At 57.4% G+C, this 24,129-nt stretch carries 26 protein-coding genes and 4 tRNA genes; 15 read left to right on the top strand and 15 right to left on the bottom strand.

The genetic code is table 11. The features are described from left to right. Positions 1 to 124: 124 nt before the first annotated feature. The 4 genes from KB890_RS21610 (at position 125) to KB890_RS21595 (ending at position 523) form a co-directional block, all read left to right on the top strand. Positions 125 to 200, top strand: a tRNA-Val gene (locus KB890_RS21610). A gap of 45 nt (positions 201 to 245) precedes the next feature. Further along, positions 246 to 321: transfer RNA gene (locus KB890_RS21605), tRNA-Val, on the top strand. Positions 322 to 367: 46 nt separating this feature from the next. Then, a tRNA-Val gene (locus KB890_RS21600) sits at positions 368 to 443 on the top strand. Between the two features lie 4 nt (positions 444 to 447). Continuing rightward, positions 448 to 523, top strand: a tRNA-Lys gene (locus KB890_RS21595). 84 nt (positions 524 to 607) lie between these two features. On the opposite strand, the gene KB890_RS21590 is transcribed toward KB890_RS21595, so the two are convergent. Further along, positions 608 to 1,534, bottom strand: a complete 927-nt coding sequence (locus tag KB890_RS21590; RefSeq protein WP_002913438.1) for a LysR family transcriptional regulator — start codon at positions 1,532 to 1,534, stop codon at positions 608 to 610. Between the two features lie 88 nt (positions 1,535 to 1,622). Between KB890_RS21590 and KB890_RS21585 the strand changes: the two genes are divergently transcribed. Continuing rightward, positions 1,623 to 2,621 (top strand): bile acid:sodium symporter family protein, encoded by a 999-nt coding sequence (locus KB890_RS21585; RefSeq protein WP_002913439.1) that lies wholly within the window; start codon positions 1,623 to 1,625, stop codon positions 2,619 to 2,621. Here the strand turns inward: KB890_RS21585 and KB890_RS21580 are convergent. The 3 genes from KB890_RS21580 to zipA all read right to left on the bottom strand — a co-directional run bounded on the left by KB890_RS21580 (position 2,618) and on the right by zipA (position 5,984). Further along, positions 2,618 to 2,836, bottom strand: coding sequence for a DUF3820 family protein (locus KB890_RS21580; protein ID WP_002913440.1), 219 nt, complete (start codon positions 2,834 to 2,836; stop codon positions 2,618 to 2,620). The two genes, KB890_RS21585 and KB890_RS21580, sit on opposite strands and share 4 nt — an antisense overlap. A 1-nt stretch (position 2,837) precedes the next feature. After that, positions 2,838 to 4,853 carry an NAD-dependent DNA ligase LigA gene (gene ligA / locus KB890_RS21575; RefSeq protein WP_004180820.1) on the bottom strand — a complete coding sequence of 672 codons (2,016 nt, stop codon included), beginning with the start codon at positions 4,851 to 4,853 and terminating at the stop codon, positions 2,838 to 2,840. Between the two features lie 69 nt (positions 4,854 to 4,922). Next, the gene (gene zipA / locus KB890_RS21570; RefSeq protein WP_004180822.1) at positions 4,923 to 5,984 is read right to left on the bottom strand and encodes a cell division protein ZipA; all 1,062 of its coding nucleotides are present in this window, start codon (positions 5,982 to 5,984) and stop codon (positions 4,923 to 4,925) included. Between the two features lie 230 nt (positions 5,985 to 6,214). Here zipA and cysZ point away from each other — a divergent pair, with 230 nt between their 5' ends. From cysZ to crr, 5 genes are all read left to right on the top strand, one after another. After that, positions 6,215 to 6,976: a sulfate transporter CysZ gene (gene cysZ / locus KB890_RS21565; protein ID WP_004174922.1), complete on the top strand. Its 762-nt coding sequence runs from the start codon at positions 6,215 to 6,217 to the stop codon at positions 6,974 to 6,976. Positions 6,977 to 7,152: 176 nt separating this feature from the next. Continuing rightward, positions 7,153 to 8,124: a cysteine synthase A gene (gene cysK, locus KB890_RS21560; protein WP_002913498.1), complete on the top strand. Its 972-nt coding sequence runs from the start codon at positions 7,153 to 7,155 to the stop codon at positions 8,122 to 8,124. Between the two features lie 380 nt (positions 8,125 to 8,504). Then, a complete protein-coding gene (gene ptsH, locus KB890_RS21555) occupies positions 8,505 to 8,762 on the top strand; it encodes a phosphocarrier protein Hpr (protein ID WP_002913505.1) in 258 nt (85 codons plus the stop codon). 44 nt (positions 8,763 to 8,806) lie between these two features. Next, positions 8,807 to 10,534 (top strand): phosphoenolpyruvate-protein phosphotransferase PtsI, encoded by a 1,728-nt coding sequence (gene ptsI / locus KB890_RS21550; protein ID WP_002913506.1) that lies wholly within the window; start codon positions 8,807 to 8,809, stop codon positions 10,532 to 10,534. A 42-nt stretch (positions 10,535 to 10,576) separates the two neighbouring features. Beyond that, complete coding sequence (gene crr / locus KB890_RS21545) at positions 10,577 to 11,086, top strand: PTS glucose transporter subunit IIA (protein WP_000522253.1); 510 nt, start codon at positions 10,577 to 10,579, stop codon at positions 11,084 to 11,086. Between the two features lie 41 nt (positions 11,087 to 11,127). On the opposite strand, the gene KB890_RS21540 is transcribed toward crr, so the two are convergent. Both KB890_RS21540 and pdxK read right to left on the bottom strand, forming a co-directional pair. Continuing rightward, positions 11,128 to 11,367 (bottom strand): hypothetical protein, encoded by a 240-nt coding sequence (locus tag KB890_RS21540; RefSeq protein WP_002913605.1) that lies wholly within the window; start codon positions 11,365 to 11,367, stop codon positions 11,128 to 11,130. Next, positions 11,364 to 12,230 (bottom strand): pyridoxine/pyridoxal/pyridoxamine kinase, encoded by an 867-nt coding sequence (gene pdxK, locus KB890_RS21535; protein ID WP_004174917.1) that lies wholly within the window; start codon positions 12,228 to 12,230, stop codon positions 11,364 to 11,366. Before pdxK ends, KB890_RS21540 begins: the two co-directional genes overlap by 4 nt. Positions 12,231 to 12,312: 82 nt before the next feature. On the opposite strand from pdxK, the gene ptsJ reads away from it, so the two are divergent. Next, on the top strand, positions 12,313 to 13,611 hold the full coding sequence (gene ptsJ, locus KB890_RS21530; protein ID WP_004174915.1) for a MocR-like B6 salvage transcription factor PtsJ: 1,299 nt from the start codon (positions 12,313 to 12,315) through the stop codon (positions 13,609 to 13,611). 140 nt (positions 13,612 to 13,751) lie between these two features. Beyond that, complete coding sequence (locus KB890_RS21525) at positions 13,752 to 14,147, top strand: YybH family protein (RefSeq protein WP_004145609.1); 396 nt, start codon at positions 13,752 to 13,754, stop codon at positions 14,145 to 14,147. On the opposite strand, the gene cysM is transcribed toward KB890_RS21525, so the two are convergent. The 5 genes from cysM to cysP all read right to left on the bottom strand — a co-directional run bounded on the left by cysM (position 14,144) and on the right by cysP (position 18,982). Beyond that, positions 14,144 to 15,055: a cysteine synthase CysM gene (gene cysM, locus KB890_RS21520; RefSeq protein WP_004145610.1), complete on the bottom strand. Its 912-nt coding sequence runs from the start codon at positions 15,053 to 15,055 to the stop codon at positions 14,144 to 14,146. The genes KB890_RS21525 and cysM overlap by 4 nt on opposite strands. A 118-nt stretch (positions 15,056 to 15,173) precedes the next feature. Then, entirely contained in the window at positions 15,174 to 16,268 is a 1,095-nt protein-coding gene (cysA, locus tag KB890_RS21515; protein ID WP_002913623.1) for a sulfate/thiosulfate ABC transporter ATP-binding protein CysA, read from the bottom strand. Further along, positions 16,258 to 17,133 carry a sulfate/thiosulfate ABC transporter permease CysW gene (cysW, locus tag KB890_RS21510; protein ID WP_020325285.1) on the bottom strand — a complete coding sequence of 292 codons (876 nt, stop codon included), beginning with the start codon at positions 17,131 to 17,133 and terminating at the stop codon, positions 16,258 to 16,260. The genes cysA and cysW overlap by 11 nt, the downstream gene beginning before the upstream one ends. Continuing rightward, positions 17,133 to 17,966 carry a sulfate/thiosulfate ABC transporter permease CysT gene (gene cysT / locus KB890_RS21505; protein WP_002913626.1) on the bottom strand — a complete coding sequence of 278 codons (834 nt, stop codon included), beginning with the start codon at positions 17,964 to 17,966 and terminating at the stop codon, positions 17,133 to 17,135. The genes cysW and cysT overlap by 1 nt, the downstream gene beginning before the upstream one ends. Then, positions 17,966 to 18,982: a thiosulfate/sulfate ABC transporter substrate-binding protein CysP gene (gene cysP / locus KB890_RS21500; protein ID WP_002913628.1), complete on the bottom strand. Its 1,017-nt coding sequence runs from the start codon at positions 18,980 to 18,982 to the stop codon at positions 17,966 to 17,968. The genes cysT and cysP overlap by 1 nt, the downstream gene beginning before the upstream one ends. A gap of 275 nt (positions 18,983 to 19,257) precedes the next feature. On the opposite strand from cysP, the gene KB890_RS27840 reads away from it, so the two are divergent. Further along, positions 19,258 to 19,467 (top strand): endonuclease domain-containing protein, encoded by a 210-nt coding sequence (locus tag KB890_RS27840; protein WP_349816781.1) that lies wholly within the window; start codon positions 19,258 to 19,260, stop codon positions 19,465 to 19,467. Positions 19,468 to 19,621: 154 nt separating this feature from the next. Here KB890_RS27840 and KB890_RS21490 read toward each other — a convergent pair whose 3' ends face one another. The 4 genes from KB890_RS21490 to KB890_RS21475 all read right to left on the bottom strand — a co-directional run bounded on the left by KB890_RS21490 (position 19,622) and on the right by KB890_RS21475 (position 22,114). Further along, entirely contained in the window at positions 19,622 to 20,521 is a 900-nt protein-coding gene (locus KB890_RS21490) for a Dyp-type peroxidase (protein ID WP_004145614.1), read from the bottom strand. Between the two features lie 94 nt (positions 20,522 to 20,615). After that, complete coding sequence (locus KB890_RS21485; protein ID WP_002913630.1) at positions 20,616 to 21,191, bottom strand: RpoE-regulated lipoprotein; 576 nt, start codon at positions 21,189 to 21,191, stop codon at positions 20,616 to 20,618. 61 nt (positions 21,192 to 21,252) lie between these two features. Next, a complete protein-coding gene (locus tag KB890_RS21480) occupies positions 21,253 to 21,702 on the bottom strand; it encodes a DUF2919 domain-containing protein (RefSeq protein ID WP_020325279.1) in 450 nt (149 codons plus the stop codon). After that, the gene (locus tag KB890_RS21475; RefSeq protein WP_002913637.1) at positions 21,689 to 22,114 is read right to left on the bottom strand and encodes a GNAT family acetyltransferase; all 426 of its coding nucleotides are present in this window, start codon (positions 22,112 to 22,114) and stop codon (positions 21,689 to 21,691) included. Before KB890_RS21475 ends, KB890_RS21480 begins: the two co-directional genes overlap by 14 nt. Before the next feature lie 211 nt (positions 22,115 to 22,325). Between KB890_RS21475 and amiA the strand changes: the two genes are divergently transcribed. Together amiA and hemF are read left to right on the top strand one after the other, a co-directional pair. Beyond that, positions 22,326 to 23,198, top strand: a complete 873-nt coding sequence (gene amiA / locus KB890_RS21470) for an N-acetylmuramoyl-L-alanine amidase AmiA (RefSeq protein WP_002913639.1) — start codon at positions 22,326 to 22,328, stop codon at positions 23,196 to 23,198. After that, complete coding sequence (hemF, locus tag KB890_RS21465) at positions 23,198 to 24,097, top strand: oxygen-dependent coproporphyrinogen oxidase (RefSeq protein ID WP_002913641.1); 900 nt, start codon at positions 23,198 to 23,200, stop codon at positions 24,095 to 24,097. Before amiA ends, hemF begins: the two co-directional genes overlap by 1 nt. Positions 24,098 to 24,129 lie beyond the last annotated feature (32 nt).

The raw sequence follows: 24,129 nt of genomic DNA, 5'->3' as shown, positions 1-24,129 counted from the left end.
ATAAATCATGCTATGGCGCCGGTTTCGCGATCGCTTTGTTTAATTTTACGACGAACGAACGAATTCTTTAGAAAAGGCGTTGACTCATTTTCAACTCTCCCTATAATGCGACTCCACACAGCGGGGGTGATTAGCTCAGCTGGGAGAGCACCTCCCTTACAAGGAGGGGGTCGGCGGTTCGATCCCGTCATCACCCACCACTACTTAACGTAGTCTCCGCCGTGTAGAACAGAAAATTGAGAAGTGGGTGATTAGCTCAGCTGGGAGAGCACCTCCCTTACAAGGAGGGGGTCGGCGGTTCGATCCCGTCATCACCCACCACTTTCTCGCCAGCTGGATTTTCTGTCAAAATGTGAAGTACCGAAGTGGGTGATTAGCTCAGCTGGGAGAGCACCTCCCTTACAAGGAGGGGGTCGGCGGTTCGATCCCGTCATCACCCACCACTTCGGGTCGTTAGCTCAGTTGGTAGAGCAGTTGACTTTTAATCAATTGGTCGCAGGTTCGAATCCTGCACGACCCACCAATGTAAAAAGGCGCCCTAAAGGCGCCTTTTTGCTATGCGCGGAACATGGCCCTGCCACGAGTCCCTCCGCAGCAATCTCCCCTGTCAGCGCTGATATAGCGGATCTTCAACCCTGGCGGCGGTTAAATTCTCCCCTTCTTCACGCACAATTTCCCATAACGCCTGAGCGGCGGTCGACAGCGAGCGATTTTTCCTGCATGCCAGCATCAGCTGCCGCTCCATCACCGGAGTCAGCCGTTTCACCGTCAGATGGCTCCCCTGCGGTAACGGTAGCGCCAGCGCCGGCAGAACGCTGATGCCAATTCCCGATTCTACCATCGGAAACAGCGTTGCCGGGTGGCCAATCTCCTGGACGATGTTCGCCCGGATAGCCAGCCTGCTGAGGGCCGCATCGATCAGCGGGCGGCTGCCGGACGCATAATCCTGCAGGATTAGCCTTTCATCCTGCAGCGCCTGCCACGGCACTTCTGTCAGGCTGGCAAAAGGATGATCCTCCCGGCAGAGCAGCAAAAATGGTTCCGCCAGAACCACTTCACACTGAAGGTCTGCCGCCGGGCCCGGATCAATCACGATGCCAAAATCCACTTCCCCCTGGCGGATACTTTCCAGCACCCACTGCTGGGGCCGATCGTGCAGCACAAAATCGATATCGGGATAACGACGATTGCTGTGAGCAATACACTGCGGAATAAGGTGGGCGGAAATCGTCTGACTGGCGGCGACCTTGACGGTGCCGCTCAGCTGCTGGCCTACCCGCCCGGCGTCGCGCAGGGTAATCGTCAACTCATCGAGCAAACGTTCCAGCCTGCCCGCCAACTGCTGACCCGCCTCGGTGAGCACCACTTCGCGAGTAGTACGGTCGAGCAGACGGACGCCGGTCTGATGCTCCAGCTCCTTGACGCTATGGCTGACGGCCGACTGACTTAAGCCAATCATCTCCCCTGCCCGGCTGAAGCTTCTGGCCCGGGCGACGGTGACAAATACTTTTAACTGACGCAGAGAGTAATTCATCTTTTTTATTCATGAATAGATGCAATAAATCAATTTTATTTCTCAAATGAAAAAAAGCACAATAGCGCATCTCTTTTCAGGAGCGTTTATGAAACTTTTCCGTATTCTCGATCCGTTTACGGCAACGCTAATCACCGTTGTCCTGCTGGCCTCATTCTTCCCGGCCCGTGGCGCTTTCGTCCCCTTCTTTGAACATCTGACCACCGCCGCCATCGCGCTGCTGTTCTTTATGCATGGCGCTAAACTCTCCCGGGAGGCGATTATCGCCGGCGGCAGCCACTGGCGTTTGCATCTATGGGTGATGTGCAGCACCTTTATTCTCTTCCCGCTACTCGGGGTTCTGTTTGCCTGGTGGGCGCCGGTGAATGTCGATCCGATGCTCTACAGCGGCTTTATCTATCTGTGCATTCTGCCGGCCACCGTGCAATCCGCTATCGCCTTTACTTCGTTGGCCGGGGGCAACGTCGCGGCTGCGGTTTGCTCAGCCTCGGCCTCCAGCCTGCTGGGGATCTTTGTTTCCCCGCTACTGGTGGGGGTCCTGATGAACCTTCACGGCGCAGGCGGCAGTCTGGAGCAGGTCGGTAAAATTATGCTGCAGCTGCTGCTGCCTTTCGTGCTCGGTCACTTATCGCGGCCGTGGATTGGCGACTGGGTGGCGAAGCATAAGAAGTGGATTGGTAAGACCGACCAGACCTCGATTCTGCTGGTGGTTTACTCCGCCTTTAGCGAGGCGGTGGTGAATGGCATCTGGCATAAAGTCGGTCTGGGATCGCTGCTGTTTATCGTGGTGGTCAGCCTGGTGCTGCTGGCCATCGTCATCGCGGTCAACGTCTTTGTCGCCCGCCGCTGCGGCTTTAACAAAGCCGATGAGATTACCATCGTCTTCTGCGGTTCGAAAAAGAGCCTGGCCAACGGCATTCCGATGGCCAATATTCTCTTCCCGACCTCCATCCTCGGCATCATGGTGCTGCCGTTGATGATCTTCCACCAAATCCAGCTGATGGTCTGCGCGGTGCTGGCGCGGCGCTACAAGCAGCAAACCGATGCGCGTCTCGCTGAGGAAAAGGCCAACGCGGCCAAAGCCTAACGTGCTTTCTTCAGGGGCTGGACCAGATCGCTCAGCCCCTCAGTTTTAATCAGCAGGGTCAACGCCATCAGCTCGCCAAGATGCCCGGCAGGGAATTGATCCTTACGCGCGAACCACAATAAATACTCTTCCGGGACATCGATTAAGCGACGTCCCTTGTATTTACCGAACGGCATTTCGGTATTGGCTATCTCGACCAGCTGCGCTTTATCCACGTTATTCTCCCAGCAGACGCATCATTTCGGCTTCGTCAATCACCTCGATGCCCAGCTCCTGCGCTTTCGCCAGCTTAGACCCCGCCGCTTCGCCGGCAATCACCAGGTCGGTTTTCTTCGACACGCTGCCTGCCACCTTCGCCCCCAGCGCCACCAGACGCGCTTTGGCGTCATCGCGCGACAGCTGGCTGAGGCTGCCGGTCAGGACCACGGTTTTGCCTGCAAACGGGCTATCAATCTCTTCCGCCTTCACCACCACCGGCGCTGGCCAGCGAACCCCCTCCGCCAGCAGTTGCGCAATGACATCGCGGTTGCTCTCTTCGGCAAAGAAGTTGAAGGTATGGGTAGCGACGACGATGCCGACATCAGGGACTTTCTGTAGCTCCTCAATGGAAGCCTGCTCCAGGGCTTCGAGAGTGCCGAAATGCGCCGCCAGGCCCGCCGCCGTCGCTTCTCCTACCTCGCGAATACCTAAGGCGTAGAGGAAGCGTGCGAAGGTCGTCTCTTTGGCTTTCTCGAGGGCGTTGACTACGTTTTGCGCGGACTTCGGCCCCATCCGATCCAGCCCGGTCAGTTTCCCCGCCGTCAGCCGGAACAGATCCGCCGGGGTATGGACGTACTCTTTCTCCACCAGCTGGTCGATGATCTTGTCGCCCATGCCGTCAACGTCGAGCGCGCGACGGGAGACGAAGTGCTTGAGCGACTCTTTGCGCTGCGCGCCGCAGATCAGGCCGCCCGTACAGCGGGCTACCGCCTCGCCTTCCACCCGTTCAACGTCTGACTGACATACAGGACAGTGGGTCGGGAAGACGACATCCCGGGCATCCGCCGGACGCTCGGAAAGCACCACGTTAACCACCTGCGGGATCACATCGCCTGCCCGGCGAATCACCACCTTGTCGCCGATTTTCAAGCCTAAGCGTTCAATTTCATCGGCATTATGCAGGGTGGCATTGCTCACCAACACGCCGGCAACATGGACCGGCTCCAGACGCGCCACCGGCGTAATCGCCCCGGTGCGGCCCACCTGGAACTCCACGTCCCGGACGAAGGTCATCTGCTCCTGTGCCGGGAACTTAAAGGCCACGGCCCAGCGCGGCGCGCGGGCGACGAAACCCAGCTGTTCCTGCAGCGCCAGCGAATCGACTTTGATCACCACGCCATCAATGTCAAAGCCCAGGTGGGGACGCTCTTCCTCGACTTTACGATAGTAAGTAAGCACTTCCTCGGGGGTATGGCACAGGGTGACGCGATCGCTCACCGGCAGCCCCCATGCTTTGAACTGCAGCAACCGAGCCGAGTGGCTGGCCGGCAGCTCGCCGCCCTCCAGCACGCCCACGCCGTAGCAGAAGAAAGTAAGCGGTCGCTTCGCAGTGATGCGCGGATCGAGCTGGCGCAACGAACCCGCAGCCGCATTACGCGGGTTAGCAAACACTTTCCCGCCGGTGCGGCGAGCTTCCTCATTGATTTTTTCAAACCCGGCCTGCGGGAGGAACACTTCCCCACGTACCTCAAGGCGTGCAGGAATATTCTCGCCATGCAGCTTGAGGGGGATGGCGCGAATAGTTCGCACGTTAGAGGTAATATCTTCGCCGGTGGTGCCGTCGCCGCGGGTTGCCGCCTGCACCAACACGCCGTTTTCATAGAGAATGCTCACCGCGAGGCCGTCGAGCTTAAGCTCGCAGCAGTAGGTAAGATGATCTGTGCTTTTCAGGCGATCCTGTACCCGCTTGTTGAAGGCGAGAAAGCTCTCTTCGTCAAACACGTTATCCAGCGACAGCATCGGCACTTCATGGCGGATCTGGCTAAAGGCGGTGAGTGGCGCCGCCCCCACCCTCTGTGTTGGCGAATCCGGGGTAATCAGCTCCGGGTGCTGGCTCTCCAGCTCGCGCAGCTTGCGCATCAGGCGGTCATATTCCGCATCCGGCACTTCCGGCGCGTCCATAACGTGGTACAGATATTCATGATGGCGAAGCGTGGTTCGCAGTTCAGTCAGTTGTTGTTCGATTGGTTCCATATCACACCATCAATGATAAAAAACCCCCGACAGGCGGGGGTTGAGAAAGGATTGAGTTAACGCGGAACGTCAGGCGTTCGCGTCTTTCACTTCGCGAATACGATCCTGGTATTCACGCAGTTTTTGCGGCGTCATCATGCGACGCTGATCGTCAAGCACCACGCCGCCCACTTCGTCAGCGATATACTGCGCAGACTGCAGCATCAGCTTGAAGTTCTGCAGTTCATCGCCGTAGGAAGGGACCTGCATAAAGATAGTCACCCCAGGGGTCATCATATCCGCCATGCTGTCCGGATTGAAGGTTCCCGGTTTCACCATGTTGGCCAGACTGAACAACACCGGACCGCTGCCGTCCGGACTTAGGTGGCGGTGGAAAATATTCATTTCACCAAACTTAAAGCCGGCCTGCTGGATACTGTTGATCAGCACTTCACCGTTAAGCTGGGCGCCATGATGCGCGGCGACGTTCATCACAATGACCGTCTCTTTGCGCTCTTTCGGCTGCGGCGCGGCGGGCTGCTGCGGCTCTACCGGCTGCGGTTCCGCGACGGCGGGCTGCGACGCGGCAACAGGCTGTGGCGCAGGCTGCTGCGGGGCGGCTGGCTGCGGCTGAGCGACGGTCGGCGTCACCGGTTGCGGCGCGACAGGCTGCTGCACAACAGGCTGCGGCTGGTGTTGCGGTTGTACGGGCGGCTGCGCAGGTTGCGGCTGTTGCCAGCCAGTCTGCGGAGCCGCATGCGGCGCAGGCTGTTGCTGCGGTGGAACCGGGGCCTGGCGCGGCGGCTGCGGCGGCTGGCGAACCGGTTCTTCAGGACGCGCAGGCTGCTGCATCTGGCGCTCGTAAGGCGGCTGGTACTGGTGCTGCGGCGCCTGACGAGGGGCTTCATGCTCCCCATGCGCGCCGTGCGGGGCGTGAGTCACCGGATGAACGCGGACTTCTCCTACGCCTTCAACATTATCATCAAAGTCGTCGTTTTCCGACTCATCGTCGCGCGACTTCATACGTTTCAGTGGGCGATCGCGAAACATCGAAGAACGTTCTTTACGGCTGGTCCAGAAACCATGTACCAGTAAAGCGATTATGGCGATCGCGCCAACAATGATTAATATCAGACGCAAATCCTGCATCATTATATTCTCTGTTGTTCTAACACCTTGCCACCACGGCAAACATTTACTCACTAAGAGTATTTGCCGATTACCTCAAGTGCAAGTGCGTCGGTCGCTTTCACCACATAAAGATGAACTAAATCGTGCTTTTTGCTGTTTTTTCGAACATTTCCTAACTGGTTATTGTCTGACGACCCGATAAAATAAGCGAGCATTCACACCGGATGTTAAAAAAGGAGCAATGCCTGGCTATGGTTTCATCATCCGCACCGACCCCGCGCAGCGGCGTTTATTATTTTTCGCAGGGCTGGAAACTCATCGGGCTGCCGGGCATACGGCGTTATGTCTTCCTGCCTTTACTGGTTAACGTGCTACTGATGGGCGCTGCCTTCTGGTGGCTGTTTACCCGTCTCGGCAGCTGGATCCCCTCGCTGATGAGCCATGTGCCGGACTGGCTGCAGTGGCTAAACTACCTGCTGTGGCCGGTGGTAGTGCTCTCAATCCTGCTGGTGTTTGGCTACTTCTTTTCGACGATCGCCAACTGGATAGCCGCGCCGTTCAGCGGCCTGCTGGCGGAACAGCTGGAAGCGCGCCTGACCGGCGCTACCCCGCCGGACGTCGGCGTCTTTGGCATCATGAAAGATATTCCGCGGATTATGAAGCGTGAGTGGCAGAAGCTGGCCTGGTATCTGCCGCGCGCCATCGTGCTGTTGCTGCTCTACTTTATTCCCGGCGTTGGCCAGACGGTAGCCCCGGTACTCTGGTTCCTGTTCAGCGCATGGATGCTGGCGATTCAATACTGTGATTATCCCTTTGATAATCACAAGGTTCCCTTCAAAACCATGCGCGAAGCGCTGCGCAGTCGCAAAGTGATGAATATGCAGTTTGGGGCGCTCACCAGCCTGTTCACAATGATCCCGGTGTTAAACCTGGTGATCCTCCCGGTGGCTATCTGCGGCGCCACCGCCATGTGGGTCGATTGCTATCGCGATAGACACGCCAGCTGGAAATAGCGGTAACACCTTCACTTGGGGGCGGCAAAGGCCGCTCCCTTATATCGCGCTTATTCCTTCTTGCTTATCATTATTTCCCTTCCGCATATAGATATGCTAAATCCTTACTTCCGCATATTCTTTAAGCGGGTATGCTGATGCCGTACCCCCAAATTTCATACAGTTAAGGACGGGCCATGAGTAAGATTTTTGAAGACAACTCCCTGACTATCGGTCATACGCCGCTGGTACGACTGAACCGCATCGGTAATGGCCGTATCCTGGCAAAGGTAGAATCTCGTAACCCGAGCTTTAGCGTAAAATGCCGTATCGGCGCCAATATGATCTGGGATGCTGAAAAGCGCGGCGTTCTGAAACCTGGCGTGGAACTGGTCGAGCCGACCAGCGGCAACACCGGTATCGCCCTCGCCTACGTGGCGGCGGCCCGCGGCTACAAACTGACGCTAACCATGCCGGAAACCATGAGCATCGAGCGTCGTAAGCTGCTGAAAGCCCTGGGCGCCAACCTGGTGCTGACCGAAGGCGCCAAAGGCATGAAAGGCGCTATCCAGAAAGCGGAAGAGATTGTCGCCAGCAACCCGGAACAATTCCTGCTGCTGCAGCAGTTCAGCAACCCGGCTAACCCGGAAATCCACGAGAAGACTACCGGCCCGGAAATCTGGGAAGATACCGATGGTCAGGTGGATGTGTTTATCTCCGGCGTAGGTACCGGCGGAACGCTGACCGGCGTCAGCCGCTATATCAAAAACACCAAAGGTAAAAAAGATCTGATCACCGTCGCCGTTGAACCGACCGATTCCCCGGTGATCGCCCAGGCGCTGGCGGGGGAAGAGCTCAAGCCGGGTCCGCACAAAATTCAGGGTATCGGCGCCGGCTTCATTCCTGGCAACCTGGATCTGAAGCTGGTCGACAAAGTGATCGGCATTACCAACGAGGAAGCTATCTCCACGGCGCGCCGCCTGATGGAAGAAGAAGGCATCCTGGCGGGTATCTCTTCCGGGGCCGCCGTTGCCGCCGCGCTGAAGCTGCAGGAAGATGAGGCCTTTACCAATAAGAATATTGTGGTTATCCTGCCTTCCTCAGGTGAGCGTTATTTAAGCACCGCGCTGTTCGCCGATCTCTTCACTGAGAAAGAGCTGCAACAGTAGTGCCAGCTTGTAAATAATGTGTAAAAAAGCACCTTTTCGGGTGCTTTTTTGTGGCACACGTCAAAGTTTTACCCCTCCTGGCATTGATTCACCTCGTAGGGTCTGGTATTTAACCAGCACATTTATTTTGATGCGCGAAATTATTCAGAAGAGGATTTCCGCCAGCTGAATCGATTTTATGATTTGGTTCAAGTCTTCCTTTCGCGGCATAATGTTTAATGACGTGCTAGACGTCAATGGCCCGCAGGTCTTCGCAGCGCCAGGCGCTGCCGACGCCAAGGCCGGAAACGTAACGCCGGCGCTAACAATACAGGCTAAAGTCGAGTCGTTAGACTAGACTTTAGGTCCACAACACTAAACCTATAAGTTGGGGAAATATAATGTTCCAGCAAGAAGTTACCATTACCGCTCCGAACGGTCTGCACACCCGCCCTGCTGCTCAGTTTGTTAAAGAAGCTAAAGGCTTCACTTCTGAGATCACTGTAACCTCCAACGGCAAAAGCGCCAGCGCCAAAAGCCTGTTCAAACTGCAGACTCTGGGCCTGACCCAGGGCACCGTAGTGACCCTCTCCGCTGAAGGCGAAGATGAGCAGAAAGCTGTTGAGCATCTGGTTAAACTGATGGCTGAACTCGAGTAAGTTCACGGGTTCTTTTTCATATCAGTCACAAGTAAGGTAGGGTTATGATTTCAGGCATTTTAGCATCCCCGGGTATCGCCTTCGGCAAAGCATTGCTGCTGAAGGAAGATGAAATTGTCATCGACCGGAAGAAAATTTCTGCCGATAAGGTTGATCAGGAAGTCGAACGTTTCCTGAGCGGCCGCGCCAAGGCCTCCGCCCAGCTGGAGGTCATCAAAACCAAAGCTGGTGAAACTTTCGGTGAAGAAAAAGAAGCCATCTTCGAAGGGCATATTATGCTGCTGGAAGATGAGGAGCTTGAGCAGGAAATCATAGCCCTGATTAAAGATAAGCACATGACTGCCGACGCGGCAGCCAATGAAGTTATCGACGGTCAGGCCACTGCCCTGGAAGAGCTGGATGATGAATACCTGAAAGAACGTGCGGCTGACGTACGTGATATCGGTAAGCGCCTGCTGCGCAACATCCTTGGTCTGGCAATCATCGATCTGAGTGCGATTCAGGATGAAGTCATCCTCGTCGCCGCCGATCTGACCCCGTCTGAAACCGCACAGCTGAATCTGAAAAAAGTGCTGGGTTTCATCACCGATGCGGGCGGTCGTACCTCCCACACCTCTATCATGGCGCGTTCCCTGGAATTGCCGGCCATCGTGGGCACCGGCAGCATCACGGCGCAGGTGAAAAACGGCGACTATCTGATTCTCGACGCGGTGAACAACCAGGTTCTGATCAACCCGTCTAACGAGCAAATTGAAGCGCTGCGTAGTCTGCAGGCTCAGGTTGCGGAAGAAAAAGCCGAACTGGCGAAACTGAAAGATCTGCCGGCGATTACCCTCGACGGCCATCAGGTTGAAGTCTGCGCCAACATTGGTACCGTTCGCGATGTCGAAGGTGCTGAGCGCAACGGCGCCGAAGGCGTAGGCCTGTATCGTACCGAATTCCTGTTCATGGACCGTGACGCGCTGCCAACTGAAGAAGAACAGTTTGCGGCTTATAAAGCGGTGGCTGAGGCCTGTGGCTCTCAGGCCGTTATCGTCCGTACCATGGATATCGGCGGCGACAAAGAGCTGCCGTACATGAACTTCCCGAAAGAAGAGAACCCGTTCCTCGGCTGGCGTGCCGTGCGTATTGCGATGGATCGTAAAGAGATCCTGCGCGACCAGGTTCGCGCCATCCTGCGTGCCTCCGCTTTCGGTAAGCTGCGCATTATGTTCCCGATGATCATCTCTGTTGAAGAAGTGCGTGCGCTGAAGAAAGAGATCGAAATCTACAAACAGGAACTGCGTGACGAAGGTAAAGCATTTGACGAATCCATTGAGATCGGCGTGATGGTGGAAACACCGGCTGCGGCGACTATTGCTCGTCATCTGGCCAAAGAAGTTGATTTCTTTAGTATCGGCACCAATGATTTAACGCAATATACTCTGGCAGTTGACCGTGGTAATGATATGATTTCACATCTTTACCAGCCGATGTCACCGTCTGTACTGAATCTGATTAAGCAAGTTATTGATGCTTCTCACGCTGAAGGTAAATGGACTGGCATGTGCGGTGAGCTTGCGGGCGATGAACGTGCTACACTTCTGTTGCTGGGTATGGGGCTGGACGAATTCTCTATGAGCGCCATTTCCATCCCGCGCATCAAGAAGATTATTCGTAATACGAACTTCGAAGATGCGAAAGTATTAGCAGAGCAGGCTCTTGCTCAACCGACAACGGACGAGTTAATGACGCTGGTTAACAAGTTCATTGAAGAAAAAACAATCTGCTAATCCACGAGATGCGCGGCCCAAATTACTGCTTAGGAGAAGATCATGGGTTTGTTTGATAAATTGAAATCTCTGGTTTCTGATGACAAGAAAGACACCGGAACTATTGAGATTGTTGCTCCCCTCTCCGGTGAGATCGTCAACATTGAAGACGTGCCGGATGTGGTTTTTGCGGAAAAAATTGTGGGCGATGGGATTGCCATCAAACCGACTGGCAACAAAATGGTCGCGCCGGTAGACGGTACCATTGGTAAAATTTTCGAAACCAACCACGCGTTCTCTATTGAATCTGATAGCGGCATCGAGCTGTTCGTTCACTTCGGTATTGATACCGTTGAACTGAAAGGCGAAGGCTTCAAGCGCATCGCTGAAGAAGGTCAGCGCGTGAAAGTCGGCGATCCGGTTATCGAATTTGATCTGCCGCTGCTGGAAGAGAAAGCCAAGTCGACTCTGACGCCGGTGGTTATCTCCAACATGGACGAGATCAAAGAGCTGATCAAACTGTCCGGTAGCGTGACCGTGGGTGAAACCCCGGTAATCCGCATCAAGAAGTAATGCTTGCTGCATAAAAATGGCGCCGAAAGGCGCCATTTTTTTTATACCGCGCAGGTTACCGGTCGATAGCACTTCTCGCGAGACAAGACGCGCAATCCCTCCGGGGTGCTCTCCAGAATTCGCCGCTCGCTGTCAGCGACCAGCAGTTCGCACTGATATCCACCGGCCAGGCCGAACAGCGACCGCGCCACGCAGGCATCCTCCAGCGCCGCCTCACCTGTCGTATCAAAATGACCAACAATGCGTCCCTGCTGGCGGATCACTAACCGATAGCTTTTCATCTGCTTTGCTCCAGCGGCGGTAGGATCAATTCGTCACAACCCTGGGCGGCAGTCCAGTTCATCACCTCCAGCACGCGCTGGGCAGCAGCCTGCGTCGCTGCCCCCAGCGCCAGGCCGGAAAGCAACCCGCTCACCAGCTCCGCGCAGAACAGATCGCCGGTTCCTTTTAAGTCTGTCTCCACCCGCGGGTGAACCACCACTTCCACTGCATCGGCCGTCACCACCAGCACATTGATCGTCGAATCGGCCTCTCCCGGCGCGCTGGTGATCACCACCCATTTGAGGGTGTCCGACAGCAGGCTTCGCGCCGCGGCGACCGCCTCCTGCCGATCGCGACAGCGCTGGCCGCTCAGCGTCTCCAGTTCGAACAGATTGGGGGTGATCCCTTGCGCCAGCGGCAGCAGGTGCTGACGATAGGCGTCCGGGATCTCAGCCTTGACATAGATGCCGCTGTCGACATCGCCGATGACCGGATCCACCAGAATGCACAACCCGGGATGGCGGGCCCGTACGCGCGTCAGCCACTGCGCCAGGCGTTCGATTTGCACAGCGCTGCCCATATAGCCGGTGGTGACCGCACGCAGTTCGCGCAGCGCGTCGCGCTCCTCCAGCGCCTGCAGATACCCGACAAACCACTCTTCCGGAATAATGCCGCCATAGAACGTCTCATAATGGGGCGTATTGCTGAACAGCACCGTCGGCACCGCCAGCACGCGCAGACCATGCTGTTTAATCGCCGGAACCGCGATGCTGTTGCCGACGCTGCCATAGACTACCTGCGACTGCACGGCGACGATATCCACTTCCGACGCCCGGCTTTTGTCGTGAAAGAGCACTGATTGTATATCATCCTGCTGGCCCATCTTTTCTCCCCCCGCTGGACAGCGGGTCACGCACTGATTATGATTCGTCCTATGCTAAATTCCATTTTGTCATAGGTCAATAATGTTAGCCGGAAAAACCGCCAGCGAAATCTTCGATAACATCCGCCATCTGGTGCAGAGCGGCGGGTTGCAGCCCGGAGAGGTTCTGCCGCCGGTACGTGAACTCGCCAGCCAGCTTGCAGTGAATCGCAACACTGTCGCCGCCGCCTATAAACGGCTGGTGACCTCCGGGCTGGCCGTCAGTCAGGGACGCAACGGTACAGCCATTAAAGCGCGGGACACACTGCCGGCGCTGGAGGGAGGTGACCCAACGACCCCGCTGAACGATATCTCCAGCGGCAATCCGGATCCGGCCAGACTGCCTGATTTACCCCGCTATCTGGGCCAGATTGCCCGCACGCCCCGCCTGTATGGCGATGCGCCCATCGAGCCGCGGCTTGGCCAATGGGCCGAGGCGTGGTTTGCCAGAGAGATAGCCGTTCCCTTTGCGGTGAATCTCGCCAGCGGGGCGATAGACGCCCTGGAGCGCCTGCTGTGCGCTCTGCTGCTCCCCGGCGACGGCGTTGTGGTGGAAGATCCCTGTTTTCTCAGCAGCATCAATATGGTGCGTTACGCCGGTTTTACCCCCTGCCCGGTGGCGGTGGATGCCGAAGGGATGGATCCTGACGGCCTGGAGGAGGCGTTACGCAACGGCGCACGGGCGGTGATCTTAACCCCGCGCGCGCATAATCCTACCGGCTGTAGCCTGACGGAAACCCGGGCGCATGCCCTGCGGGAGGTGCTAGCCCGCTATCCGCAGGTACTGGCGATTGTTGATGACCATTTTGCCCTGCTGTCGGCCACGCCATGGCACTCCCCTCTTCCTGCAAGCACCCAACGCTGGGCGCTGGTGCGCTCGATGTCAAAAACCCTCGGACCAGATCTACGGCTGGCCTTTATCGCCAGCGATGCCGCTACTTCAGCGGCGCTGCGCCTGCGGCTTAACGCCGGCAGCCAGTGGGTCAGCCATCTGCTGCAGGACCTGACGCTGGCCTGCCTGACCGACGAGGCGTTTATCGCCTCGATGACGGAGACCCGTCGTCACTATCGCCAGCAGAATGAGAAACTGGCGGCGGCGCTGGCCCGGTACGGCTACAGCCATGCTACGCCAGGGGATGGCCTCAATTTCTGGCTGCCGCTGCCAGCGGCGAGCCAGCCCTACGCCTTACGCCTGGCCCGCGCCGGCTGGCTGGTCCGGGAGGGAGAGGTGTTTGGCATCCGTACGCCCTCCCACGGGCTACGCCTGTCGCTGGGCCGTCTGAGTGACGCTGAGATTTCCCGCCTGGCGGCCGATATTGCGCAGGCCTTAGACGCCCCCTGACGCAGGCAGTCCACCGAACGTATCGGGGAGTGATGGCAGATGCCGACAAATTAATGAAAAATAAACGACAGCAGGCTAGTCTTACCTGCATGCCCTGATCGCCGAGGCGGACAAATCGCTCACAACAAGGAGCACCAGAGATGCATCACCCTGACCTGGCACTGAAAGCGGTCATTGAAGCCTGCGATCGCGCTATCTCGCAGGAAGATTACGATACCCTGATGAGTTATTACGCAGAAGACGCCGCGCTGGTCGTCAAACCGGGCATGGTGGTCAGAGGAAAAGAGAATATCCGCAAAGCCTTTATCGCCATTGCCGACTATTTCCAGCACCGACTGGTGGTGACTCAGGGGAAAATGGAGGTTATTGAAGGCGGCGGCAATGCGCTGGTGATTATGGAGACCAGGCTGGATATCCCGACGGCGGACGGGATATCCCAGGTCACGCGACGCGCCACCTATGTCTTTCAGAAGCAGGGCGAACGCTGGCTGTGCACCGTCGATAACTCCTACGGCACCGACCTGCTTGATGATTAAATGCCCGCCCCCTGGCTAAAGTGTTCTTCGCCGAACACGCCGGTGGAAAGGTAACGATCGCCGCGATCGCAGACAATCGCCACCACCACCGCGCCAGGATTTTCGCGGGCTATGCGTAACGCGCCCGCTACCGCACCGCCCGAACTGACGCCGCAGAAAATGCCTTCCCGCACCGCCAGCTGACGCATGGTATTCTCGGCATCCTGCTGATGAATATCCAGCACCGTATCCACCAGCGAAGCGTTAAAGATCCCCGGCATATACTCTGCCGGCCAGCGGCGGATCCCGGGAATACTGCTCCCCTCCTCCGGCTGCAGGCCAACAATGGTCACCGGTTTACTCTGTTCACGCAGAAAACGTGACACGCCGGTAATGGTGCCGGTGGTCCCCATACTGGAGACAAAGTGGGTGATACGCCCCGCGGTCTGCTGCCAGATTTCCGGGCCGGTGGTGGTGTAGTGGGCGTAGGGGTTATCCGGGTTGTTAAACTGATCGAGCAGTTTGCCTTCTCCGCGCTGGGCCATTTCCAGAGCCAGGTCGCGGGCCCCCTCCATCCCTTGCTCTTTGCTGACCAGGATCAGCTCGGCGCCGTAAGCGCGCATCGCGGCCCGACGCTCCTGGCTCATGTTGTCGGGCATCAGCAGCTTCATCCGGTAGCCTTTCAGCGCGGCGATCATCGCCAGCGCAATACCGGTGTTGCCGCTGGTCGCTTCGATCAGCACGTCGCCGGGCTGAATTTCGCCGCGCTTTTCCGCTTCGACGATCATCGACAGCGCGGCGCGATCTTTCACCGAGCCGGCCGGATTATTGCCTTCGAGTTTGACCCAGACTTCGCTGCCGTTGTCCGGTCCCAGACGCTGAAGTTTGACCAGAGGGGTATTGCCGATGGTTTGTTCGAGTGTATTCACGATTTTTACTCAATAAAAAAGCCGGGCGGCGCTTCGCTTACCCGGCCTGGCAGACGCGTGATAATTCCAGACCGGGTAAGCAGAGCCTCACCCGGCAAAAGCACATGGATTTAAGCTATCAGGCCGACTCTGCCAGAGCAAGCTCGCCGCGCGGCTCGATACGCTCGGTACCGTTGTACAAACGCGCGTTTTGCAGCCCGACGAACAGCCGTTCGCCGCGGGACGGCGCCTCGTCGCCCGTTAACACCACGCTCAGCGGTTCGTCATACCACCCCAGAGGCTGGACGACTAATTGGGTGTAGTGCCCTTTCGGACTGGCCTCCAGGACCTGCACCGGCAGCGGCGAATCCAGGCTGGTCCGCCGGCTGATGTCCACTTCCCACGGGCGCAGGAACAGGTCCACTGGCCCCTGGTATGCCGGGGTATAGCCTAACGGCCAGCGGTGGGCGCCGACGTGGAACTGTCCACCGCGGATGACCCCCTGCAGGCGGTTCACTTCCCCCATAAACTCCAGCACGAAACGGGTAGACGGCTCACGCCATACGCGCTCCGGGGCATCGGCCTGTTCGATGTTGCCCTGGCTCATGACCACCACCCGGTCGGCAACTTCCATCGCCTCTTCCTGATCGTGGGTGACGAACACGCTGGTGAATTTCAGCTCTTCATGCAGCTGACGCAGCCAGCGGCGCAGCTCTTTACGCACCTGCGCATCCAGCGCACCGAAAGGTTCATCCAGCAGCAAAATTTGCGGCTCCACCGCCAGGGCGCGCGCCAGCGCCACGCGCTGCTTCTGGCCTCCGGACAGCTGCGCCGGATAGCGATCCGCCAGATGGGCCAGCTGCACCATCTCCAGCAGTTTGGTCACCTTGGCTTTAATCGCCGCCGCATTGGGGCGTTCGCGGCGCGGCAGCACGGTCAGGCCAAAGGCGATGTTATCGAACACCGTCATATGGCGGAACAGCGCATAGTGCTGGAAAACGAAGCCCACTTTACGGTCGCGGGCGTGCATCCGGCTGACGTCGGTACCGTGGAAGCGGATATGACCGCTGGTCTGATGCTCCAGACCGGCGATAATTCGCAGCAGGGTGGTTTTTCCGGAGCCCGAGGGCCCCAGCAGCGCAACCATTTGTCCGGAAGGGATATCCAACGAGATATCATTCAGCACCTGGGTGCGACCAAACGATTTCTTAATATTGGCAATCTCAATGCTCATGATTTCCCTCCTGTTGCGCGCGTTCTTTCTGATTGGCCAGACGCCATTGCAACATACTCTTTAAAAACAGGGTCAGAATAGCCATTAACGTCAGCATGGCAGCGGCGGTAAACGAGCCGACGGTGTTGTAATCCTGCTCCAGTAGTTCAATTTGCAGCGGCAGCGACAGCGTTTCGCCGCGGATCGAGCCGGAAACCACCGACACCGCGCCAAATTCGCCGATGGCGCGGGCGTTGGTCAGCACCACGCCGTACAGCAGCGCCCAGCGAATATTGGGCAACGTCACCCGGCGGAACATCTGCCAACCGGACGCGCCCAGCAGCACCGCGGCCTCATCTTCATGACTGCCCTGACTCATCATCACCGGCACCAGCTCACGCACCACAAACGGACAGGTAACAAAGATGGTCGCCAGCACCATGCCCGGCCAGGCGAACATGATTTGCAGATTATGCGCGTCAAGCCAGCCGCCCAGCGGACCGTTAGAGCCGTAAAACAGCAGATACACCAGACCGGCCACCACCGGCGAGACGGCGAACGGGATATCCAGCAACGTCAGCAGCAGCTGGCGCCCCGGAAAGGTAAAACGTGTCACCAGCCAGGCCAGCAAGGTACCGAACACCAGGTTCACCGGTACGGTAATCAACGCAATCATCACCGTCAGCCAGATGGCATGCAGCATGTCCGGGTTCGCCAGGTTTTCCAGCACCGGCATCAATCCTTTGCTGAAGGCCTGGATAAAGATGTAGAGCATCGGCACCACAAGGATGAAGGCGGAGACCAGCATCCCGACGCCAATCAGAAACCATTTTCCCCAGTTGATACGGGGCGCGTCGTAGCGTTTCAATTGAGTAACTTCCGCCATTAGTGACCTACCACGCGTCGACCAAAGCGACTCTGCAGGGTATTGATGGAAAACAGCAGCAGCAGTGAGGCGGCCAGGATCACCGAGGCGATGGCGCTCGCCGCCGGATAGTCAAACTCCTGCAGACGAATAAAGATCATCAGCGACGTCACTTCCGTCTTCCACGCGATGTTGCCGGCGATAAAAATCACCGCGCCGAATTCGCCGAGGCTGCGGGTAAACGACAGAGCAATGCCCGCCAGCAGCGCCGGCGACAGCTCCGGCAGCACCACCTTGCGGAAACTCTGCCAGCGCGTGGCGCCCAGCGTTTCCGCCGCTTCCTCATACTCGGGCCCCAACTCTTCCAGCACCGGCTGCACGGTGCGTACCACAAACGGGATGCTGGTGAAGGCCATCGCCACGGCGATGCCGAGCCAGGTATAGGTGACTTTAATATCGAACTTCGCCAGCCATTCCCCGTAAATACCGTTCACCGAAAACAGCGAGGCCAGGGTCAGACCGGCTACCGCCGTCGGCAGCGCAAACGGCAGGTCCATTAAGGCATCCAGCAGCGTGCGGCCCGGAAAACGATAGCGGGTCAGGATCCAGGCCATCAGCAGACCAAAGACGCCGTTAAAAATCGAGGCCACAAACGCCGACAGCAGCGTCACCTTATAGGCAGCCACCACCTGCGGGTTGGTGATCACATCCCAGTACTGCGCCCAACTCATCTGCGCCAGCTGCATCACCAGCGCGCTGAGCGGTAATAACAAAATCAGACAGACAAACAGCAGGCTGGTGCCAAGGCTCAGGGTAAAACCCGGCAGCACGCGCTTGGACGACACAGCAAACATTACTTACGCCCCGCCGCCAGCAGTTTGTCCAGTTCGCCGCCGCTGGCGAAGTGGGTTTTCATTACCTCAGGCCAGGAGCCAAACTTATCTTCCACGCGGAACAGCTCGGTCTGCGGGAATTTATCCTTCAGAGCATCCATCACTTTCGGGTTGTTTACCCGATAGTAGTAGTCGGTAATGATAGTTTGCGCCTGTGGCGTATAGAGCCAGTTCAGGTAGGCTTTCGCCGCCTTTTCCGTGCCATTGGCTTTGACGTTTTTATCGACCCAGGCTACCGGGAACTCCGCCAGAATGTTGGTTTTCGGGATAACCACTTCAAATCCCTGCGCCTCATACTGCTTGCGAATATTATTCACTTCCGATTCGAAGCTAATCAGCACATCGCCGAGGCCGCGCTCGGCGAAGGTGGTGGTCGCTCCGCGCCCGCCGGTGTCAAAGACTTCGACGTTCTTGAGAAACTGAGTCATAAACTGTTCGGTTTTAGCTTTATCGCCGCCATCAGCTTTATCCGCCGCGCCCCATGCCGCCAGGTAGGTGTATCGGGCGTTACCCGAGGTTTTCGGATTCGGGAAGATCAGCTTAACGTCAGAGCGAACCAGGTCGTTCCAGTCATGAATGTTTTTCGGATTGCCTTTACGCACCAGGAAACCCATCGTCGAATAGAACGGTGAGCTGTTGTTCGGCAGACGGCTTTGCCAGTCGGCCGGGATCAGGTTGCCTTTGTCATGCAGGATCTGCACGTCCGTCACCTGGTTGTAGGTGACCACGTCCGCCTTCAGGCCCTGCAAAATAGCCAGCGCCTGCTTGGATGAACCGGCATGCGACTGCTTGATGGTCAGCTTGTCCCCGCCATTGTCCTTCGCCCACTGCTGCTCAAAAGGCGGGTTAAGGGCGGCAAACAGCTCGCGGGAGACATCATAGGAGCTGTTCAGCAGCTCCGTCGCCTGCGCCTGCGCCACCAGCAGCATGGAAGCCGCCAGCGCCAGATATCCTTTTTTCAGTGATTTAACGGCCATTGCGCACCCTTATCAACGTTGAACATTTTCTGATGATCATCATATTTATAACGGGTACGAAAGGAGTAACGGTTTTATATACCGTTTGGCGATTTGGAAGTCGAAAAGGGAATAAGCAACTGGCAAAGCTTAGCTGAAAGCGGCTCGCAGATTAGACGGGTCATTGTGACAAACGGCAGCCAGGCGTGCACTGTGTTTATATGAAAAACACACAGATATTTGCTCGTCAGCTCAGACGTAGCTTAACGCCCGCAGAACGTCGACCAGGGTACTGACTGGGCAACCGCCGTTTTGCTAGCGACACGTTTCGCCGTCAGCACCCCGTTGGCCCCTATATTCTCGATTTCGCCTGCTGCGCAATACGGCTGGCGATTGAACTGGACGGCGGCCAACACGATGACGCCGCACCCGCTGGCAACAGAGCGAGGGATGGCGAGTTTTACGCTTCTGGAATATTGAGTTTGAAGAGCATGGTGATGCGGTGATGGAGGGGATACTTGAAGCGCCTGAGTCGCCGATGCCCTCACCCCTCCCCTCTGACTGAGGGAGAGGGAGTAAAAGAATCCGCACGCAGATCCCATAGCCGCACCTTACCGTCCCCTCTCCCCTTTGGGGAGAGGGTTAGGGTGAGGGGAAAAATTACAGCGCCTGGATACGCTCCAGCGACGGCGCGAAGTAATACCCGCCGGTCACCGGTTTGGTGAAGCGCAGCATCGCGTCGCGTTTACCGTCGGTATCGCCAAACATGCTCAGCAGCTGCTGCTCGATGTTATACAGGCGCGCGCAGTAGGCGCAGAAATAGAGGCCATGGGTGCCGCTGGCGGTGCCGTACGGCAGGCTCTGACGGACGATTTTCAACCCTTTGCCATCTTCTTTTAAGTCCACGCGGCTCAGGTGCGACGTGACCGGACGTTCATCGCCATCGATCTCTTCGTTAGCGTCTTTAGTACGGCCGATCATCATCTCCTGATCCGGCACGCTCATGCGGTTCAGCTGTTTGAGATTATGCTCCCAGCGCTGGACGAACACGTAGCTGCCGCCCGCATCCACGCCGTCTTTAATGACCGCCACTTCGCGGCGGGTTTCTTCCCCCGCCGGGTTTTCGGTGCCATCGACGAAGCCGCTGAGGTCACGCTCTTCCACCCAGCGGAAGCCGTGGATCTCTTCTTTCACGTCGATAGCGTCGCCAAAGGCGGCCAGCGCGGCCTGCGCCACCGAGAAGTTAACTTCATGACGGGCGGATAAAATATGAATCAGCAGGTCATACTGGGTGGACGGCGCCAGCCCTTTGCCATAGACCGGGAAATCTTTTAACTCATCCGCCCCTTCGCCGCCGCTCAGCTGACGCCAGACGTTATTGCCGAACGCCACCACCGCACCGAGTTTGGCGTCGGGGAATTTAGCCTGGAAGGTGGCCACGTTATCGACAAAAATTTTGCTCGCTTCGCGCAGGGCGTTAACGTCCCCTTTGAGATTGGCTTCAATCCAAATCGCCGCGCGGCAATGTTCCGGCAAAATGCCGCTCTGAACCTGAGACATCGCTCCTCCTGAAATGATGCAACCACAACGCTGTCGCGTTGCTAACGCGCCATTGTAACCGTTTTTCAGAGCTGTCGTGTCTCTTCAGATCAATTTAGCGACGCCAGATAATCTTGCTGACCTTCCAGTTTTTCAGCGTATCGTCGGAGGGCATCAGCTCGTCCGGACCGCTCCAGTGGCCAGTGAAGGCATAGCTGATATGCTGGCTCCCCTCGGCCTGACACTCGACGACCGCCCCGTTGTCATGGCTGCCTTTCTGGCAGTTGCCGAAGGCTTTGCTGTACAGGTCGCTAAACGGTGTGCCGATTTTCACGCCGCTGGCGGTTTTGATATCCGCATCACGCACGTCAATCCGGCTGATAGCACCGTTGTCGCCATTGATGGTCAGCGCCACGCTGTTGTTTTTCAGCGCTTCAAAGTAGTGGACGATATTGCCCTTATCGGTCTTCATTCCGCTGCGTAAACGGTAGTCGCTGCCCAGCGCATCGCTAATCGCCTGTTCATTGAGCGGCGTGGAAGCCGTCAGTTTACCCACTCCCTGCTCGGTCACCTCGGTGGAAGCGCCAAACCAGTTCCACGGATAGGCCGCCGACCAGTTGACTGCGCTCATCGTGGAGCAGCCGGTCAGCGCCAGCGGAAGCGCACAGAGCATTACACGTAGCGATTTCATATCTCAATCCTTTCTGAGTCATTCAACGCATGTTGGAGTTCACGATCGGCAAAAAGTGCCATTAAAAGGTGGCCTGGTGAAAACAGGCGCCCAGGCGACGGCTGGTTAACAGCCACCACAGGGCATAGCCATCCGCGACCAGCAGCGCAATGGTCAACGAGGAGGGAGATTCGCCGCTCAGCCATAGCATCGGCTGCCACAGCAACAGCAGCACTTGCGATAGCACCAGCAGCCAGCGCATCGCCCGCCACAGGCGCGGCAGGCGCTGACGATAGCCGCTAAGCAGAAAGGCCAGCACCGCCGGCACGCCTGGCAGTAAACCAAGCCAGAAGCGCTCGTGATCGGGATAGAACAGATTAAGAATCGCGTCGCCCTGCTGGCGCGATGCGCCGGCCATCAAAAACAGCACCCACGTGCGGGCCTGCAACAACAGCACGCACCAGAAAAGCAAAGGCAGGCGCAGACGGCCATGGGCATCAAAATCGGCGGGGATAAACTCAGTATTCTTCATCTTCGATCAGGCGCTTGCCCAGGGTCAGGACATCGGCGTACTCATAGCCCAACCGCTCGTACATTCCCTGCACCACGTCGTTGTCTTCACGGACCATAATGTTGATTTTCGGGCAGCCGCGGGCAATCAGCTTTTTCTCCAGACGGTTGAGCAGCGCGTTCGCGATACCCCGGCCGCGATATTCCGGATGGACGCCGAGATAATAGGCCGATCCGCGATGACCGTCATATCCGCCCATCACCGTGCCGACCACTTCGCCATTCACTTCCGCCACCAGAAACAGGCTGACGTCGTGATTCAGCTTGCGCTCAATATCCATCTCCGGATCGTTCCACGGGCGCAGCAGATCGCAGCGCTCCCACAGCGTCACAACCTCTTCGAAATCCTGCTGGCGAAAAACGCGAATCTCCATGGTATTCCCCACCATTGACGGTTAAAAACAGTGATTATGGCGCGAATATAACTGATAGCCAATATCAGGCGAAATCAGCGACAAAAAATGGCATAATATGACTTTGTCATGTATTGAAATGAAAAGTAAAACAATTCTTATTTTGAATGGTCGTAACGGCAAACGCGATACGATATAACATTGGACATCACTTGTTTACAATTCAGGCCGAATGAGCACTTTTAAACCCTTAAAAATACTTGCTTCGCGCCGTCAGGTGCTGAAAGCCGGGCTGGCTGCGATGACGCTGAGCGGCGTCGCCTCACAGGTCAGCGCAAAAGAACAGCCACTGAAAACGTCAAATGGACATAGCAAACCCGCCGCCAAAAAGGCCGGGGGTCGCCGGATTGTAATGTTAGATCCGGGCCACGGCGGCATCGATACCGGCGCTATCGGCCATAACGGCTCGAAAGAGAAGCATGTGGTGTTGGCGATCGCTAAGAACGTGCGCAGCATTTTGCGCAGCAACGGCATCGACGCCCGCCTGACCCGCACCGGGGATACCTTTATCCCGCTGTACGACCGCGTGGAGATCGCCCATCAGCACGGCGCCGATCTGTTTATGTCAATCCACGCCGATGGTTTTACCAACCCGAGCGCCGCCGGCGCCTCGGTGTTCGCCCTGTCAAACCGCGGCGCCAGTAGCGCCATGGCGAAATACCTCTCCGATCGCGAAAACCGCGCCGATGAGGTCGCCGGTAAGAAAGCGACGGATAAAGACCATCTGCTGCAGCAGGTACTGTTCGATCTGGTGCAGACCGACACCATCAAAAACAGCCTGACGCTGGGCTCGCATATCCTGAAAAAGATCAAGCCGGTACATAAGCTGCACAGCCGCAATACCGAGCAGGCGGCGTTCGTGGTGCTGAAGTCACCATCCATACCGTCTGTGCTGGTGGAAACCTCGTTTATCACCAACCCGAACGAGGAGAAACTGCTCGGCACCACCGCCTTCCGGCAGAAAATCGCCACCGCGATTGCCAACGGCATTATCAGCTATTTCCACTGGTTCGATAACCAGAAAGCCCATTCGAAGAGACGTTAATGAAACCCGATGCCGCGCAGGTAAAAACTTTTCTGCTCCAGCTCCAGGACAACCTCTGTCAGCAGCTGAGCGCCGTGGATGGCGCGCCGTTTATTGAAGATGCCTGGCAGCGGGAAGGCGGTGGCGGCGGACGCAGCCGGGTGCTGCGCGAAGGCCGGGTGTTCGAGCAGGCGGGGGTCAACTTTTCCCACGTCCATGGCGACGCCATGCCTGCCTCCGCCACCGCGCACCGCCCGGAGCTGGCCGGACGCAGTTTTGAAGCCATGGGCGTCTCGCTGGTGGTTCATCCGCTGAACCCCTACGTGCCCACCAGCCATGCCAACGTGCGGTTCTTTATTGCCGAAAAGCCTGGCGCCGACCCGGTGTGGTGGTTCGGCGGCGGCTTTGATTTAACCCCTTACTACGGCTTTGAAGAGGATGCCGTCCACTGGCATCGTACCGCCCGCGATCTGTGTCTGCCGTTCGGCGAGGAAGTCTATCCGCGCTATAAAAAATGGTGTGATGATTACTTCTATCTCAAGCACCGCCAGGAGCAGCGCGGCATCGGCGGCCTGTTCTTTGACGACCTGAACACCCCGGATTTTGACCACTGCTTCGCCTTTATGCAGGCGGTCGGGAACGGCTATGCTGACGCCTATTTACCTATCGTCGAACGCCGGAAAGCCACGCCGTACGGCGAACGCGAGCGCCACTTTCAACTCTACCGTCGCGGCCGCTATGTCGAGTTCAATCTGGTCTGGGACCGCGGCACCCTGTTCGGCCTGCAGACCGGCGGGCGTACGGAGTCGATTCTGATGTCGATGCCGCCGCTGGTGCGCTGGGAATATGATTATCAGCCCGAGCCCGGCAGCCCCGAGGCGGCGCTGAGCGAGTTTATTCAGGTGCGCGACTGGCTGTAACGGCCGGATGGCGGCTGGCCACCCGGTAGCGG

It is taken from the genome of Klebsiella sp. P1954, assembly GCF_018199955.1.
Classification (GTDB): domain Bacteria; phylum Pseudomonadota; class Gammaproteobacteria; order Enterobacterales; family Enterobacteriaceae; genus Klebsiella; species Klebsiella pneumoniae.
The sequence above is the reverse complement of the archived record's forward strand: the minus strand, read 5'-3'. Positions and strand labels throughout refer to the sequence as shown.

Excerpts from the sequence above, each read along its gene's own strand:
- KB890_RS21590 (WP_002913438.1), bottom strand. The coding sequence starts at position 1,534 with ATGAATTACTCTCTGCGTCAGTTAAAAGTATTTGTCACCGTCGCCCGG.
- KB890_RS21585 (WP_002913439.1), top strand. The coding sequence starts at position 1,623 with ATGAAACTTTTCCGTATTCTCGATCCGTTTACGGCAACGCTAATCACC.
- ligA (WP_004180820.1), bottom strand. The coding sequence starts at position 4,853 with ATGGAACCAATCGAACAACAACTGACTGAACTGCGAACCACGCTTCGC.
- zipA (WP_004180822.1), bottom strand. The coding sequence starts at position 5,984 with ATGATGCAGGATTTGCGTCTGATATTAATCATTGTTGGCGCGATCGCC.
- cysZ (WP_004174922.1), top strand. The coding sequence starts at position 6,215 with ATGGTTTCATCATCCGCACCGACCCCGCGCAGCGGCGTTTATTATTTT.
- cysK (WP_002913498.1), top strand. The coding sequence starts at position 7,153 with ATGAGTAAGATTTTTGAAGACAACTCCCTGACTATCGGTCATACGCCG.
- ptsH (WP_002913505.1), top strand. The coding sequence starts at position 8,505 with ATGTTCCAGCAAGAAGTTACCATTACCGCTCCGAACGGTCTGCACACC.
- ptsI (WP_002913506.1), top strand. The coding sequence starts at position 8,807 with ATGATTTCAGGCATTTTAGCATCCCCGGGTATCGCCTTCGGCAAAGCA.
- crr (WP_000522253.1), top strand. The coding sequence starts at position 10,577 with ATGGGTTTGTTTGATAAATTGAAATCTCTGGTTTCTGATGACAAGAAA.
- KB890_RS21540 (WP_002913605.1), bottom strand. The coding sequence starts at position 11,367 with ATGAAAAGCTATCGGTTAGTGATCCGCCAGCAGGGACGCATTGTTGGT.
- pdxK (WP_004174917.1), bottom strand. The coding sequence starts at position 12,230 with ATGGGCCAGCAGGATGATATACAATCAGTGCTCTTTCACGACAAAAGC.
- ptsJ (WP_004174915.1), top strand. The coding sequence starts at position 12,313 with ATGTTAGCCGGAAAAACCGCCAGCGAAATCTTCGATAACATCCGCCAT.
- KB890_RS21525 (WP_004145609.1), top strand. The coding sequence starts at position 13,752 with ATGCATCACCCTGACCTGGCACTGAAAGCGGTCATTGAAGCCTGCGAT.
- cysA (WP_002913623.1), bottom strand. The coding sequence starts at position 16,268 with ATGAGCATTGAGATTGCCAATATTAAGAAATCGTTTGGTCGCACCCAG.
- cysW (WP_020325285.1), bottom strand. The coding sequence starts at position 17,133 with ATGGCGGAAGTTACTCAATTGAAACGCTACGACGCGCCCCGTATCAAC.
- cysT (WP_002913626.1), bottom strand. The coding sequence starts at position 17,966 with ATGTTTGCTGTGTCGTCCAAGCGCGTGCTGCCGGGTTTTACCCTGAGC.
- cysP (WP_002913628.1), bottom strand. The coding sequence starts at position 18,982 with ATGGCCGTTAAATCACTGAAAAAAGGATATCTGGCGCTGGCGGCTTCC.
- KB890_RS21490 (WP_004145614.1), bottom strand. The coding sequence starts at position 20,521 with ATGTCTCAGGTTCAGAGCGGCATTTTGCCGGAACATTGCCGCGCGGCG.
- KB890_RS21485 (WP_002913630.1), bottom strand. The coding sequence starts at position 21,191 with ATGAAATCGCTACGTGTAATGCTCTGTGCGCTTCCGCTGGCGCTGACC.
- KB890_RS21480 (WP_020325279.1), bottom strand. The coding sequence starts at position 21,702 with ATGAAGAATACTGAGTTTATCCCCGCCGATTTTGATGCCCATGGCCGT.
- KB890_RS21475 (WP_002913637.1), bottom strand. The coding sequence starts at position 22,114 with ATGGAGATTCGCGTTTTTCGCCAGCAGGATTTCGAAGAGGTTGTGACG.
- amiA (WP_002913639.1), top strand. The coding sequence starts at position 22,326 with ATGAGCACTTTTAAACCCTTAAAAATACTTGCTTCGCGCCGTCAGGTG.
- hemF (WP_002913641.1), top strand. The coding sequence starts at position 23,198 with ATGAAACCCGATGCCGCGCAGGTAAAAACTTTTCTGCTCCAGCTCCAG.